General features: G+C 55.4%; 16 protein-coding genes. 8 read left to right on the top strand and 8 right to left on the bottom strand.

Annotated features, from left to right (window positions below; translation table 11 throughout):
* Nucleotides 1–117 precede the first annotated feature (117 nt).
* The 4 genes from AB4X18_RS07345 to AB4X18_RS07360 all read left to right on the top strand — a co-directional run bounded on the left by AB4X18_RS07345 (nt 118) and on the right by AB4X18_RS07360 (nt 2432).
* Complete coding sequence (locus AB4X18_RS07345) at nt 118–555, top strand: hypothetical protein (RefSeq protein WP_370399475.1); 438 nt, start codon at nt 118–120, stop codon at nt 553–555.
* Between the two features lie 216 nt (nt 556–771).
* Complete coding sequence (locus AB4X18_RS07350; protein WP_370399476.1) at nt 772–1170, top strand: flagellar biosynthesis regulator FlaF; 399 nt, start codon at nt 772–774, stop codon at nt 1168–1170.
* Nucleotides 1171–1176: 6 nt separating this feature from the next.
* The gene (locus tag AB4X18_RS07355; protein ID WP_432817242.1) at nt 1177–1596 is read left to right on the top strand and encodes a flagellar biosynthesis repressor FlbT; all 420 of its coding nucleotides are present in this window, start codon (nt 1177–1179) and stop codon (nt 1594–1596) included.
* Between the two features lie 11 nt (nt 1597–1607).
* Nucleotides 1608–2432 (top strand): DUF1217 domain-containing protein, encoded by an 825-nt coding sequence (locus AB4X18_RS07360; protein ID WP_432817243.1) that lies wholly within the window; start codon nt 1608–1610, stop codon nt 2430–2432.
* A gap of 3 nt (nt 2433–2435) precedes the next feature.
* Here AB4X18_RS07360 and AB4X18_RS07365 read toward each other — a convergent pair whose 3' ends face one another.
* The 5 genes from AB4X18_RS07365 to fliF all read right to left on the bottom strand — a co-directional run bounded on the left by AB4X18_RS07365 (nt 2436) and on the right by fliF (nt 7069).
* Nucleotides 2436–3458, bottom strand: coding sequence for a flagellar motor switch protein FliG (locus AB4X18_RS07365; RefSeq protein WP_432817244.1), 1023 nt, complete (start codon nt 3456–3458; stop codon nt 2436–2438).
* A gap of 90 nt (nt 3459–3548) precedes the next feature.
* Nucleotides 3549–4361, bottom strand: coding sequence for a flagellar type III secretion system pore protein FliP (gene fliP, locus AB4X18_RS07370; RefSeq protein ID WP_370399478.1), 813 nt, complete (start codon nt 4359–4361; stop codon nt 3549–3551).
* Between the two features lie 6 nt (nt 4362–4367).
* Nucleotides 4368–4697: a FliM/FliN family flagellar motor switch protein gene (locus tag AB4X18_RS07375; protein ID WP_432817245.1), complete on the bottom strand. Its 330-nt coding sequence runs from the start codon at nt 4695–4697 to the stop codon at nt 4368–4370.
* A gap of 45 nt (nt 4698–4742) precedes the next feature.
* On the bottom strand, nt 4743–5396 hold the full coding sequence (locus AB4X18_RS07380; protein ID WP_370399480.1) for a FliH/SctL family protein: 654 nt from the start codon (nt 5394–5396) through the stop codon (nt 4743–4745).
* Nucleotides 5393–7069: a flagellar basal-body MS-ring/collar protein FliF gene (fliF, locus tag AB4X18_RS07385; protein WP_370399481.1), complete on the bottom strand. Its 1677-nt coding sequence runs from the start codon at nt 7067–7069 to the stop codon at nt 5393–5395. The genes AB4X18_RS07380 and fliF overlap by 4 nt, the downstream gene beginning before the upstream one ends.
* A 219-nt stretch (nt 7070–7288) precedes the next feature.
* Between fliF and AB4X18_RS07390 the strand changes: the two genes are divergently transcribed.
* From AB4X18_RS07390 to AB4X18_RS07405, 4 genes are all read left to right on the top strand, one after another.
* Nucleotides 7289–7891 (top strand): flagellar basal body-associated FliL family protein, encoded by a 603-nt coding sequence (locus tag AB4X18_RS07390; protein WP_432817246.1) that lies wholly within the window; start codon nt 7289–7291, stop codon nt 7889–7891.
* An 11-nt stretch (nt 7892–7902) separates the two neighbouring features.
* Nucleotides 7903–8856 (top strand): flagellar motor switch protein FliM, encoded by a 954-nt coding sequence (locus AB4X18_RS07395; protein ID WP_370399483.1) that lies wholly within the window; start codon nt 7903–7905, stop codon nt 8854–8856.
* The gene (locus tag AB4X18_RS07400) at nt 8837–9235 is read left to right on the top strand and encodes a flagellar motor switch protein (protein ID WP_370399484.1); all 399 of its coding nucleotides are present in this window, start codon (nt 8837–8839) and stop codon (nt 9233–9235) included. Before AB4X18_RS07395 ends, AB4X18_RS07400 begins: the two co-directional genes overlap by 20 nt.
* Nucleotides 9236–9307: 72 nt before the next feature.
* Complete coding sequence (locus AB4X18_RS07405; protein WP_432817247.1) at nt 9308–9895, top strand: MotE family protein; 588 nt, start codon at nt 9308–9310, stop codon at nt 9893–9895.
* Between the two features lie 6 nt (nt 9896–9901).
* Here AB4X18_RS07405 and AB4X18_RS07410 read toward each other — a convergent pair whose 3' ends face one another.
* The 3 genes from AB4X18_RS07410 to flhA are packed head-to-tail and all read right to left on the bottom strand — an operon-like array spanning nt 9902 to nt 13896.
* A complete protein-coding gene (locus AB4X18_RS07410; RefSeq protein WP_370399486.1) occupies nt 9902–11029 on the bottom strand; it encodes an EscU/YscU/HrcU family type III secretion system export apparatus switch protein in 1128 nt (375 codons plus the stop codon).
* Between the two features lie 2 nt (nt 11030–11031).
* Nucleotides 11032–11790 carry a flagellar biosynthetic protein FliR gene (locus tag AB4X18_RS07415; protein WP_370399487.1) on the bottom strand — a complete coding sequence of 253 codons (759 nt, stop codon included), beginning with the start codon at nt 11788–11790 and terminating at the stop codon, nt 11032–11034.
* A gap of 3 nt (nt 11791–11793) precedes the next feature.
* Nucleotides 11794–13896 carry a flagellar biosynthesis protein FlhA gene (flhA, locus tag AB4X18_RS07420; protein ID WP_370399488.1) on the bottom strand — a complete coding sequence of 701 codons (2103 nt, stop codon included), beginning with the start codon at nt 13894–13896 and terminating at the stop codon, nt 11794–11796.
* Nucleotides 13897–13898: the final 2 nt, after the last annotated feature.

Consider the following 13898-nt stretch of genomic DNA (forward strand, 5'->3'; position numbering starts at 1 on the left):
GAATCCAATAATTAACAATTCTTTCGTTTCCCTTAGCTTAACCAGTTACTAACCTGTGATTGTAAGGGGCGGGCTATACGCGCGCTAAGGAATCAAAAAAGAAAGGACTATCAGACAATGGATACCCTACTTGAGCGGATATGGAGTGACGTTCTGGAAGAGCGGACCAATCTTAACGGGTCCCCGATTTCGTATCTGTTGACGTCTTTGCTTTCTGTTCCGGTTTTGTCTCTGGATGATACGTCCTCTACCGCAGCATCCGAGCCTTTTGTCAGCTACGGAGGATATGAAGTCCTCCCCGGTGCCAGCCTAGCTGACGTACTATTGGAAGAAATGGGAATTGAGATCGACGAGACGACTGTGGTCTTAGTTGAACGCAACAGCAGCCCCGTTGAAACGCGAGGATCCACAGAAGAGTTGGGACGGGCCGTTGGCCGTATCCTGCTTGAGCTTTCGATGATGAATTCAGGAACCAAAACGTCTGGTGACCTTCCTAAACCCTTAATTTCGGCGACAGCAACAGGCCGCCCCCTTCAACAACCCACAATCAACTGACGCAATTATTTCAAAAGAATCGATTTCTGTAATATTTAGTAAGATCAGGGTGTTATAACCTAATCTAGCGATGCGGTATGTTGCGCTTTGGCAACTCTTACGTGTGAAGCGACCGAATTTGCTCTCATTATCCCTTTATTAAGAATCGTTAAACGAGCGTTAACCGGGTCTCTGTAATGTCTGCTGCGAGGCAGAAAAAACATACAGGTGACAAGAATGAGCGTAACCGCGTACAAGCGGACGATCTCGCACACGGAGGCGCCAAGACAGATTGAGCGTCGCATTCTTGTGCAAGTGACGGCCGAACTCGAACAGAAGTTCGAAGAATTTGACAAAAGCGACCGCCGGATTGAGCGGCTGGAGTTTTTGGCGAATGGATTGCGCCACACTGTCTGGAAAAACCAGATGGTCTGGATGACCTTCAAATCCGATCTCCTTGAAACAGAGAATGGCTTGCCAGAAACACTGCGCAGTGCGTTGGTGTCTTTGGCATTCTGGGTAGAGAACCACTCGCAAGGTGTCATGTCAGGGGGCAAGAACATCCGCCCGCTGATTGACGTCAACCGGAGCATTATTGATGGGCTTGCTGGTCAAGCCTACAGCGCGGTGGAGTAGTTCGATATGCCACTTAATCTTACGCTAAAACCCAACGAAGTGGTTTTGATCAACGGGTGCGTAATCCGAAATTCTGATCGACGCCAGACCATTCTGATCGAAAGCCAAGGCGACATTGTGCGCCAGCGCGATCTTCTGAACGATTCAGAAGCGCGTACCCCTTGTAAGGAAGTCTACTTTTTCATTCAGACAGCACTCCTCGACAGTCATGTCAGAGAGAAGCTTATTCCGATCATTCAGAAAAAACTCGGGCAGCTTGTTCCCATTTTTCATGATGAAATGTCTCAGCACATCTTCGAAGCCGCGTCTCACGTGTCGCATGAAGACTTTTACAAGGCGATGCGGGCCCTGCGGCCGTTGATGGATTACGAAGGCAAGCTGTTTGACATGCTCAACAGCCGGCAGGTCGTAACAGCTGCGGAGTAAGGAGCAGGGCGATGATCAGTGTATCGGGACTTGGTGGGCAACTTGCGTTGCGCGTTGTCGATGCAACGCGGGACCGCCAGATGGACCTGCTGCGCAATGATGCCCAGAATCAGCGTGGTGAGGAAGCCTTCCGCGAGCGGATTGGCAGCATCACCACGCCCGAAGAACTGATCGCTGACTTCGAAGTCTACAGCTTTGTGATGCGCGCCTTCGATCTTGAAGACCAGATATTTGGCAAGGGCATGATCCGGAAAATCCTTGAAAGTGATCCCGAAGAGCCATCGTCCTTGCTGAACCGGCTTACAGACATTCGTTTTCGCGAGATGCACCTGGCCCTGGGGTTCACCACAACCGAAGGTCCGCAAACGCCTGATTTTACGACCGAAGAGTTTACCGAAGACATCGTTAACCGTTTCTATAACCGCCAATTCATTTCCGGATATGAGGCCGAGAACGTTGCCGTGGGTCGCGTTTTGGAATTTCGGGATGCAGCCGAAGACCTTGAGAACTGGTTTCAGGTTCTGCGGAACCCTGAATTGACGCAGTTTTTTCAGATTGCCCTGGGGCTGCCGTCGGAATTGTCGGGTCTGGACGTTGAAGTTCAACAACGCCGCATGGCAGAGAAGTTCGACCTTGAAACACTGTCTGATCCGGAAGTGCGGGAGAACCTGGTCTCTCGGTTTATCGCGTTGTCGGAGGTTCAGAACCCGCAGCAGGCGCTGGCATCAAGTGCTGCGCTGAACATTCTGAGCTCTGCAAGTTTCGGCGCCCAATTCGTTCCGATTGCATTGAATGTGCCCTCGGTCATGTTTTCAGCGGCATCACTCTACCGCTGACGCCTAGTCCTCAAGTAGATCCTCATCTTCCAGAGGCAGTTCGACAGTACCATCAGCGAGCAGTCGCAATGCGGCTTCGACCAGTTCGGATTGTGCTTGTCTGACGTCCTTCGACCGGACCGGCCCCATCTGATCCATCTCTTCCTGCAACATGTCACGGGATCGGGAGGGTAGGGAGCCGAGGAAATGCTCCCGCACCTCCTTTTTTGCGCCTCTCAACGCCAGAGGCAGGGTAGTGCCGCCCACTTCGCGCATGATCTTGGCGAGCATGTTTTCCTTGAATTTCATCAGATCATCAAAGACGAACATCTTTTGCTTGATTGCACCGAACCGCTCTGGATCGCGTTGTTCCAGATCGCGGGAGATGCTGGTGAACAGATCCTCATCCAACTTGTTGAAGATCGAAACCAATTGCCCCTCGACACGCCCTTCGGACCCGCGCCCAACTTTGCCAAGGACATCGTCCCGCAGGGAGTTTTCGATGTTGCTGATCGCGTCAGTAGGCAGGCTCTCAATCTCCATCACGCGCGCCACAACTTCGGCTGCACGTTCCGGCCCCAAAAGCGGGAGCACTTTTGCGGCTGCGTCTGAACTGATGCGCGCAAGGATAACCGCAACGGTTTGATTGCGTTCCTTGCGCAGGATTTCTGTCAGTTGTTTTTCGTCCAGTTTCGAAACGTCGTCCCAAACGTTGTCCGTGGTATGACCGTCAATTTCGGCGAGGATTTCTGTCACCCGTTCTTCCGGCAGGAACTTCTGAAGCAACCCTTTTGCAGCTTCGATGTTGCCGAAAACGCCGCTGGGCGAATTCACCTTGATGTCGAATTCTTCCATGATGTCTTCGACAACCTTAGCGTCGATTTCGCCCATGGTGGTGATGGCAGAGGTAATTTTGCGGATTTCCGCAACGTCCAACTGCTGCATCAGCGCACCGCCACGCTCTTCTCCGATACACAGAAACAGGATTGCTGACTTCTGCGCGCCGGTCAGGCGGCGGTTCTTCTTGAAGGGAACGAATTGGTTCATGGATTGCGGTGTGATTTGCCTATGGGTTTATGCTAGCAAGGATAGATTGTTTTATGCTGTGTTAATACAAGAATATCGCCATTTGGACCTTTATCCCGAAAGATAGGATTGAATGAGCGATCCGGCCAGCATGTACCAGCCGTCGATCAACACAAAGAAGATCACTTTGAATGGCAAAGACACCAGAACAGGCGGCAACATCATCATACCGGCGCTCATCAAAACGGATGCGACGATCAGGTCGATTGCAACAAAAGGCAGGTAGATCAAGAAGCCAATTGTGAAGGCCCGGCGCAGTTCGGAGATCATGAAGGCAGGCACCAGCACGCGCCAGCTGGGTTCGGCATCTGCTTCGGCCGGGGTTGCATCGGTTTCTGCGGCGATATCCTGGAACAGTTGCAGGTCCTTATCGCGGGTATTGACCAACATGAATGTACGGAAAGGTTCGGAAATTGCCGTGACGGCCTGCTCTTCCGTGATGGAATTGTCCATCAACGGCTTCACGCCAGAACCCCACGCATCCTCAAACACCGGTTGCATCACAAAGAACGTCATGAAGATCGCCATCGCGTTCAGCACAATGTTTGGCGGCGTCTGGTTCAATCCCAACGCAAGGCGCAGCATGGAGAAGACAATGACAAAGCGGGTGAAGCTGGTCATCACCACCAACAGTCCCGGCGCCACGCCGAGCAGTGTGATGATCGCAAAAAGCTGGATCAGCCGACTGGAGAGCGTCGCGCTTTCGTCACTTCCGGGTTCTACATCGCCAAACTGCGAAGACAGGTCCCGGATCAGCCCGCCGACATCCAGATCCTGCGCCACACCGGGTTGTGCGGTCAGCACCAACACCCCAGCCACGACAGGCAGCCATACCGCAATCCGGAAAAGGGGACGGCGCAGCATTCTGGTTCAGCTTTCGGAAACGAAGTCTTTGATGATTTCGCGCAGGGCAACGCCCAGCATGTCTTCCTGAACGCGAACAAGATCGCCGCGGGCGACGGTACGGTCGTTGATCATAATCTCAACCGGTTCGCCCACGCGACGGTCCAGCTCAATTACCGAACCTTTGGTTAGGTTCAGCAGATCAGAGATCTGCATGCGGCTTGTGCCTAGCACGACGCGCACATTGAGTTTGACACCAAAGATCGCATCCATACTCTTGGCATCGGTGCCGGTTGCTTTGGCGGATGCTTCTTGCTTTGGGTCCTTTGGCACAGGTGCACTGCCGGCGGGGATCATCTGTTCCTGATCAGCGTCCGCGACGTCATGTTTTGCTTCGTCCATCTATTTCGCCTCACTGTGGGTTTCGTTCAAAGCATCAGCCGCATCCTGGAGAGCTTCGAAAATGGCATCGCAGGCGGCTTCAAGGTTGTACTCAAGGCGCCCGCCATCCCATGCGACCTCCACGGCGCCACGAACCATGCTGGTGTCGCTGACGATGTTGATGTCGACACCGCGTGCATCCTCGTAGAGCCAATCGACCTTCTCCCGCGCCAGAACGTCTGTGACTTCAGGACTGGCGCGCACAGTAAGAACCTGTGCGCTGCGCGTGCGTTCGATGCTCTGCCGAATGGTCTCAACCGCCAGATCGGGCCCGTAGCGGTCCAGAAGTTCCGGGATCAGGCGTTCAGAGATGCCAAGAAACATCTCAATGATGTCGCGTTCCATCTGGGCGCGGGTGTATGTTTCCTCGCTTAGCAGGATTTTCAGCTGTTCCTGAATGGCGGCGCGTTCCTGGGATGCGCTTGTTGCCAGGGTCTGTTGAAAGGCGGCTTCGGCCTCCCGGCGCCCTTCGGCTTTGCCGATTTCCACGCCTTCGCGGCGGGCTTCTTCGATCAAGAACTGAAGCTCGACATCTGAACGTGCGGAAGGTGTATCTACGTGACTGACAAGGCCATTCAGTTCTGCGTCAAAGTTACGCTGGAACAGATCGGTCATGCTTCTGCCTCAACCCGAAGCCAGGACCGCAGGACGCGCAGAACTTCATCCGGCTTGTCATCTGCAAGTTGTTGAATGTTGTCGATCTTGCGTTTGTGCAGGTTGCCGCGAATGCCCTGCTTCTGGATGTATTCAACCTCCTCTGCTTCGAACATCGGGGGCTGGTTCGGGGCGAAGGTGCTTGCGGGGAGGGGCGCAGGCATAGGCTCAGAGGGCTGGCCCATAGGTTGCGGGATGGCGGGTGGTGTTTCGCCATCAGGCAGCGCCGGTGCGGGTGGCTCATCATCTTGCGCAATCGCGGCAGGTTCGTTCAAACGCTTCAGCAGCGGGCGCACGCCCAGGATCATCACCAGACCAACAATCAGCAATGCCAGCAGGCCACGGATGATGGGCACGGCGCTTTCTGCCAGCCGGTCTGTCATGCTCTGCTCAATGGGGCTGCCCAAATCCATGGAGTAATCCATGAACCGCATGCTATCGACAGAGATGGTATCACCGCGTGATTCCTGAAAGCCGACTGCGGATTTTACCAGCTCCGCAAGCCGATCCATTTCTTCTGGTGTACGCTCGGAATAGTTTACGGCGGTATCCTCAACGGCGTAGATCCCGTTCACCAGAACGGCGACCGTCATGCGGCGGACTTCACCTGCCTCCCGCACGATTTCCCGGCGGGTGTTGCCGATCTCATATTGAACGATTTCGTCCGCTTCGCTGCGGTTTGAGGTGGATCCACCCTCCGGATCGGCAAGTGCGGCGGGAATGTTGTTTTCGACGCCGACATTGCCTTGTTCACCTGTGTCGGTCTGATCCTCGGTCTTGGTTTCTGTGGAGCGGACAACCTGCTGATCGGGGTTGAAGGATTGTTCCACAATAACTTCGCGCTGTGTGGTCAACTCGACGTTGACGTGCACCCGCGCGTTGCCCGCCCCAACGCGGGCGGTCAGGATGTTCTCGATCTCGCGGGAGAGGCGGTCTTCGATTGCGGATTTGGCGGTCTGCATGTTGCCCTGACCCGGACCGCCGGGGTCTTCTGACAGGATCGTTTCTCCGCTGGCTGACAGAACGGTCACGCGGGTCAGATCCAGTTCGGCAACGGCTGAAGCAACCAGATTGCGCACGGCAATCGCTTCCTTGCGGCTGACAGCACGGCCAGCCTGCGGGCGCAGGATGACAGATGCGCGGGGCGTCGGCGCTTCTCGTGTGAACGGCTCCCGATCCGGCAGGACCAGATGCACGCGGGCGGAAGCAATCCCATCCAGCGTCTGGATCGACCGGGCAAGCTCGCCCTCCATGGCGCGGACCCGGTTGATCTTTTGCAGGAAGGAATTCATCGCCATCCCGCCCTGTTGGTCAAACAGTTCCCAACCCGGATCGCCATCGATGGGCATCCCGGTTTCCGCCAGAACCATGCGCGCGCGTGCCTTGTCAGATTGTGGGACCGAAATGGTGGTGCCGTCCGGCCCCACCAGCACATTGAATCCGGCAGAGGTCAGTGCGGCTTCAATCGAGGAGGCGGAGGAGACGGAGAGGTTCGAATAGATCGGCGCATAGTCCGGACGCGTGACCGCGCCAATCCCCAGCAACATCGCCAGAAGGACCCCGAACGTGGTCCCGCCAAGGATAAGTAACCTTTGCCGCCCAAGATTCTTGAAGTTCTCAAACAATTCTTGCACCGTGCTTTCCGATATTTGAATCAATACATCACATTTGGAAGAAGAAACGCAAGTATTAATCAAAACTAATCTTGCGTTTTCTTCCTTTTTTGCGGATTATTCTTCGGTGATCATTTCGGTAGAGACATGGCCAAGAAACCCAAGGCGAATCCAAAACCCAACAAGGACGATGGCGACGACGCGGAAAAGAAGTCCGGCGGCTCCCGCAAGATGATCCTGATGGCTGTTGGCCTGTGTATTGCTTCCCTTGGCGGCGGCTTTTTCTTGGCGCGCATGGCCTACGTCGAAGACAGCGAGGCCTTTGAGGTCGAATATAAGGACGGCGAAGAGCAAACGGAGAAGATGGCTGACGACGGTCACGGTGATGACCATGGTGGCAAGCACAAGGCCAAGGACGACTACGCCGATGATGGCCATGGCGGCGGAGATGACCTTGCAAAGGCGGACAAGGATGATGGTCACGGCAAAAAGGACGACAAGGCCAAAGGTAAGAACGATGGTGAGAAGGGGTTGATGGAGTTTGGTGATCTGATCACCAATGTTGACGGCTTTGACAGTTTCGGCAGGCCGATCAAATCCTTCCTAAAGGTAAACATCGTCATGGCCTACCGGACAGAGCCCGGTGCAAGTGAGCTGATCGAGCAGCGCGAGCCTTTCATGCGGGATCTGTTCAATGCTTATCTGCGCGGCCTGACGGCGTCTGATGTGCAGGGGATGGCGGGCATCCTCTACATCAAGGCTGAACTGCTAAAACGCGCACGCGCTGCGGTTGGGAATGACCTGCCACAAGAAATCCTGATCAAAGAACTGATTTTGCAATAGGGATTGATGTTGTGAACAAGCGCCTCTCTGCTCAGAGTATCAACCTGGAAAACGTCAGTCTAATTGATGAGATCATTCGTCTGTCGGATTTCACTTTTGACCGTTTGCCGATGCTCGATATCATCGGGGAGCGGTTGGTGGCTAATCTGTCCGTGATGCTGCCTGACATGACCTATGCAGTTTGCGAAGCTTCGTTTCAGCAGTTGGACTATCTGCCCATGGCGCAGGTGATCGAAGGGCTTCCATCACCAGCCGTTCTTGCGGTCGCGACGGGCCATCCGTTCGAGGGGGAAATTCTGCTGGTGATCGACCGGCCTCTGGTGGTTACATCGATGGAGTTGATGCTGGGCGGAAAAGCCAATCAGCTGACTATTGAAGAGGCTGACGAATTCACCTCCATCGAACTTCGGTTTGGGCAGCGTCTGGCCGAAGCCGCGTTGTTTGAATTGCAGCGCAGCCTGTCTGTCGTTGGCTCCGCTGAACTGGAATTGGACAGGGTAGAGACGGATCCAGATGCCGCCAGTGTTGCCAACAGCAACAGTCTTTGCGCACGGATGCGGTTTTCTGTCGCCATTGCAGGGCAGGCTTGCGCGTTTGAGGTCGTCATTCCTTATGACGCGCTTGAGCCGATCCGCCCGCATCTGGGCAAGATCTATTTCGGGGACCGGAGTGAAGGGTCCAATGGGTGGAAGGATCTGCTGACCGATCAGATCGAAATGGCGCATATGGATCTTGAGGTTGTGCTGAACGAGATCGAAGTGCCGATCCAGACCATCATGGGGTGGTCGGCTGGTGATATCGTGGATCTGTGCATCGAAGAGGGTGCGGACGCGACAGTGATGGGCGCGTACAAGCCGATGTTCAAGGCTGCCTTGGGCAAGCGCACGAACGGCTACGTCGCCATTCAGATAACGGAAAAACTACAGGACCTGGAGGTGGGTGAAGATGCTGACAACACTGATTGATGTCGTGATTATTGTGCTGCTGATCGGCAGCATTGGCTATGGGTACACCGTCTCTCGCAAGGTTCGGTACCTGATGAACGCGTTGAAGGACATGGAAACGCTGGTGGTGCAATTCTCCAGCGCGGTGGAGAAGTCGGAGCATTCTGTCTACCAGATGCGCGAGAACATCAAAGTGGCAGAGACATTGCCGCAAAAGCAGCGCCAGCAGGAGGAAGAGCACGCACCGCAAGCGGCGTTCTCCTCTGGCCGTCGTCCAGCTGCTGTGGCGCATTCTGCAGCAGATCAACCTGTTGAGCGGCCCGGCCTTGTGGTGATGCGCGACAAAGAAGATCTGGTGCGCAAGTTCTTTGACAACTCACCCGCAACATCGAGGGTCTGATCAGTGCTAAAATTGCTCAGCAGCAGAGTGATCCTGGGTGGGTTGGCTTTGACCGTCTTCACCAAAGCGGCCATGTCGCTGCCCATCTTGCCGTTGTTCAATGATCCGGAGACACCGCAGGATGCGATGGTCGTTCAAGCCGCAGATACAAAGCCCAAGGAAAATGAAGAAGAGCCAGAAGATGTTCCCCCGCTGGTCGCTGGTCTGCCAGAGATCATCGGGCAATGTGAAGCACCCGAAGATGTCCTGCGGTCTTTGGTGCGGGAACGTGATCTGGTCTATCGACAGCAACAGGAGCTTGAGGAGCGCAAAGCGGAGATCGCTCTTGCCCGTGAGCGACTGGAAATCGAAAAGGCCTCCCTCACAGAACTTTATAGTTCCATCGAGGACATGCTGGCGCGCGTTGAAGCCGCGCAGACGGAAGACCTTGACCGGCTGATCGACTTTTATAGCAACATGAAGCCCGCCGACGCGGCGCGTATCATGGATGATCTGGATATTGAGACAACGATCATGATCTTTGGCACGATGAACCCCCGCACCGCGGCACCCATCCTCGCCAAGATCTCTCCGGTGCGGGCAAGGGCGGTGTCAAAGATTATCTTTGAACGCTCCCAACTTCCAGGCGATCAGGATTTGGTTGGTATCAAGCTGAAGTAATAGGGATCAATCAAGTTCTGTCCGCAGGACTGATCCAGCAGGAGCTTGACGCAGTTTATTGTTCTTCAGATCGAAGACGAAGCTGATGATCTCAGCGATAATCTCCCAATGTTCGCCGGGGACGATCTGATCGACTTCAACCAGATCATAGAGCAGCCGGGTGAGCGGTTTGTTCTCAATCACCGGCACCTCGTGTTCAAACGCGATCTCCCGAATGCGGCGGGCCACTGCGTCGACGCCTTTGGCGATGCAAACTGGGGCCATGTCCTTCTCCGGGTCATATTTCAGCGCGATGGCAAAATGGGAAGGGTTGGTCAGGATCACATCCGCGATCGGCACCACGGCAATGGTGCGTTGCTGGGACAGCTCACGCCGCCGCTGCGCCCGTTTGCCACGTATCTCGGGGGAGCCTTCGCTTTCCTTTTGTTCATCGCGGACGTCTTTTTGGCTCATTCGCAGTTTTTTGCGCCATTCGAACCGGCGCCACAGGATGTCGGCGATGGCGATGGGGACAACAAAGATCGACGCTGCGATAAGCAATCTGTTGGCAGAGGTTACGAGGTATTCAGGAAGCGCCTCGGGTAGAAACCCTGTTGTCTGCCAGATCGCCTCAACCGCGACTTTGGTGAACCAGATGGCTAGCGCACCGATGGCGAAGACCTTGATGATACTTTTGACGAACTCGACCACGGAATTGGCAGAGAACAGGCGTTTGAACCCCTCCTTAAGCGAGATTTTAGACAGCTTCGGTTTGATCCGCTCAAACGCGATGACGGTTTCGCCCTGAAGAACCGCCCCGATCATCCCGCCCAACAACAACGCGCCAAAGATCGGCGCGATGGCGAGGACGGTACTGATGGCGAACTCGTTGATGATCTGCCCCAGCCGGGTCAGACCGGGATTCCCCGTGGCCACGTCTAACCCACCCGCATGTTCGATCAGTGCGGCAAGGGCATTGGCGATCTTGGGCGCTTGCAGGGGCAGGACAAAGGCAACAATGGCCAGCATGCTGATGACAACCACCATTGTGCCGGCTTCTTTGGAAGACGGTGTGTCACCTTTCTTGCGTGCGTCGGCCAACTTCTTCTCAGTCGGCTCTAACGTCTTTTCGGTACTGTCGTTGTCCTCTGCCATGATCAGAACCTAAACATCATTAGCCATTCCCGCGTCTCCATGAGATAGAAATCAAGGATTGATGGGATGGCAACCGCGAGGATGTACAGGCCCGCTGCAATCAGCAGTGACGCTGCGACAAAGAAGACGGGCAGCTGTGGCATCATTCTGTTGGCCAGACCCATGCCGAGGTTCAACACGACACCCATCACAAAGAACGGCGCTGAAATGGCTGTACCGATGTACAGACTCTTTGCGCCGGCTTTGATGATCTGCTGCGCCATGTCTTCGACCATCAATGGTTGGCCGGGGACAAACAGGTCATAGCTCGATAGCAGCGCGCGCAGGATGATGTGGTGGGTGTCTGTGACGAAAATCATTGCTACGGCACTGACCAGCAGCAAGGTCGCGACCATTGTTGCCCCCTCGAACGCACCAAATGAAGGGCCAAAGGCGTTGGCCAGACCAGACACTTGCCCAACCTGATAGCCCGCGAACTGCAAGGCAGACAAAAGGATCCGTGCTGTCAGCCCGATCCAGAGGCCGATGGTGGCTTCGGTCCCGACCATCAGCGCGATGGTCAGCGGGTCACTCGGCAATACGTCCCGCACAGGTGTGGCGGGCATCAGCGCGGTGCATAGGACAAGGGCGAAAGACAGGCGGACACGCACGGGGATCTGCGTCTCTCCAAAGGCGGGCATGAAGATCAATGCGGTTCCCAGACGAGCGAAGACGACGAAGTACGAAAAGAACAGGGAGGTGACGTAGGTTTCCAGCGACACCGGCTATTGCCCGACGCTGCCAACAGTTCGCAACGCGACTTTCCGGTGCACTTCGTTGTGGGAAATGACCTGGGTCATCGGGCTGACACGCTCAAGGATGGAGCGGACATATGGCCGGACCTGAGGGGCCACCAGAATGGCGGGCCATTCATCGACGGCGGAGTATTTCTGGATCTCCTGCCGCACCGCGAGGACAAAATCCTGCACGCGGGAGGGCTGCATCAAGAACGTCTCTTCCCCATTGTTGGTGCTGATTGTGCTGGTCAGTTCGCGATCCCAATCCGCGCCAAGTGTGATCACGGGGACAAAACCCTTTTCATCGACGAGCGACTGGCAAATCTGTTTAGACAGCTTGCCACGGGCGTGTTCGATCACGGCACGAATGTTTTTGGTTGTGGCAGTGGCTTCGGCGACGGCTTCCACGATCTTGGGCAGGTTGCGGATGGAGACACGTTCAGACAACAACGACTGCAACACGTGCTGCAGCATCACGGCCGGGCTGTTGGTCGCGCTCTCGGAGAGGAGTTTTTGATAATCCTTGTCCAGTCCTTCGATCAACTCCTGCGTTGCCGAATAGGTCAGGATCTCCGGCATGTGCTCTTTGATCACTTCGGTCAGATGCGTGGTGACCACGCTTTCTGGATCGACAACTGTCATGCCCATCAGTTCCGCTTCGGAGGCGCGGGCTTCATCTACCCAGATCGCATCAAGGCCAAATGTGGGCTCCTTGGTGAACTTGCCGTGCAAGTCCAGCTCTTCTCCGGTTGGGTTGATGACCATGGACATCATCGGTTGCACTTCACCCCGCGCAACTTCAACACCTTGCAGAATTATTGCATAGGAATTCGTTGGCAGCGCGCCTTCGTCCTTGATCCGAACGGGCGGCAGGACAAACCCGTAGTCCTTGACAAACAGGGACCGCAGGCTTTTGACCTTGCCGGGCAGCGCTGCGTTGACGGAGTTGATCATTGGCACGAGGCCTGCGCCCATATCGAGGCGCACATCATCCACCCTCAGCATTTCAGAGATCGGATCTTCGACCTCCTTGCTGCTGGTGTCTTTCTCAATCTCGGCGGCCCGTTGCATCGCCTCGCGCGCCGCAAATTGCCGCTGCATCAGGTTGCCAAAGATCGCAGTTCCGATGGACAGGGGCAGAAAGATCATCAGCGGGAAGCCGGGCAGCAGCCCCATGCAGAAGGTCAATCCTGCCGCCATATAAAGGGCCTTGGGGAAGTTGCTGAGCTGTCCCAGAACCGCTTCATTCGTGGCCCCCTTTGTGCCGCCTTTCGTGACCAGCAGACCCGCGGAGAGGGAGACGATCAGCGCAGGGATCTGCGTGACCAGACCATCGCCGATTGTCAGAACGGTGTAGTTGTTCGCAGCCTGACCAATGCTCAACCCGTGGCTGATCATGCCGATCATAATGCCGCCAAAAATGTTGATCAGCGTGATGATCAGCCCTGCAACCGCATCGCCCCGCACGAACTTGGAGGCACCATCCATTGCCCCGAAGAAGGAGCTTTCTTCCTCCAGCGTTTTGCGGCGTTGCTTGGCCTCTTCGTCATTGATCACGCCTGCTGCAAGGTCGGCATCAATCGCCATCTGCTTGCCAGGCATTGCATCGAGGGAGAAACGCGCCGCAACCTCCGCAATCCGGGTGGAGCCTTTGGTGATCACGATGAAGTTGATGATCACAAGGATCGAGAACACGATGATCCCGATGATAAAATCACCGCCCATCATGAATTGTGAGAAGCCCTCGATCACATCCCCTGCGGCACCGGGTCCGGTATGACCTTCCGACAGGATCAATCTGGTTGAAGCCACGTTCAGGGCGAGCCTTAACAATGTCACAACCAGTAAAAGGGTAGGGAAGGAGTTGAACTCCAACGGGGCGCCAATCCATAGGGCAACCATCAGGATCAGCACGGCGAGCGACAGGGAGATCGCAAACCCGATATCCAGAAAGAACGACGGCAGCGGAACAAACAACACCGACAGGATCAGCATCACGCCAATCGCAAACCCGATGTCGCGGTTGTTCTGGCCGAACTTGGCAAACCCGACGATGGGGCGGCTGCGGAGGTTGGTGTCAGGGCTGCTCATCG

Source organism: Sulfitobacter rhodophyticola, from assembly GCF_041281685.2.
Taxonomy (GTDB): Bacteria; Pseudomonadota; Alphaproteobacteria; order Rhodobacterales; family Rhodobacteraceae; genus Sulfitobacter.

Excerpts from the sequence above, each read along its gene's own strand:
- AB4X18_RS07355 (WP_432817242.1), top strand. The coding sequence starts at position 1,177 with ATGCCACTTAATCTTACGCTAAAACCCAACGAAGTGGTTTTGATCAAC.
- AB4X18_RS07365 (WP_432817244.1), bottom strand. The coding sequence starts at position 3,458 with ATGAACCAATTCGTTCCCTTCAAGAAGAACCGCCGCCTGACCGGCGCG.
- AB4X18_RS07410 (WP_370399486.1), bottom strand. The coding sequence starts at position 11,029 with ATGGCAGAGGACAACGACAGTACCGAAAAGACGTTAGAGCCGACTGAG.
- AB4X18_RS07375 (WP_432817245.1), bottom strand. The coding sequence starts at position 4,697 with ATGATCCCCGCCGGCAGTGCACCTGTGCCAAAGGACCCAAAGCAAGAA.
- fliP (WP_370399478.1), bottom strand. The coding sequence starts at position 4,361 with ATGCTGCGCCGTCCCCTTTTCCGGATTGCGGTATGGCTGCCTGTCGTG.
- AB4X18_RS07405 (WP_432817247.1), top strand. The coding sequence starts at position 9,308 with ATGTCGCTGCCCATCTTGCCGTTGTTCAATGATCCGGAGACACCGCAG.
- AB4X18_RS07400 (WP_370399484.1), top strand. The coding sequence starts at position 8,837 with ATGCTGACAACACTGATTGATGTCGTGATTATTGTGCTGCTGATCGGC.
- AB4X18_RS07360 (WP_432817243.1), top strand. The coding sequence starts at position 1,608 with ATGATCAGTGTATCGGGACTTGGTGGGCAACTTGCGTTGCGCGTTGTC.
- AB4X18_RS07390 (WP_432817246.1), top strand. The coding sequence starts at position 7,289 with ATGGCTGTTGGCCTGTGTATTGCTTCCCTTGGCGGCGGCTTTTTCTTG.
- AB4X18_RS07380 (WP_370399480.1), bottom strand. The coding sequence starts at position 5,396 with ATGACCGATCTGTTCCAGCGTAACTTTGACGCAGAACTGAATGGCCTT.
- AB4X18_RS07350 (WP_370399476.1), top strand. The coding sequence starts at position 772 with ATGAGCGTAACCGCGTACAAGCGGACGATCTCGCACACGGAGGCGCCA.
- flhA (WP_370399488.1), bottom strand. The coding sequence starts at position 13,896 with ATGAGCAGCCCTGACACCAACCTCCGCAGCCGCCCCATCGTCGGGTTT.
- AB4X18_RS07345 (WP_370399475.1), top strand. The coding sequence starts at position 118 with ATGGATACCCTACTTGAGCGGATATGGAGTGACGTTCTGGAAGAGCGG.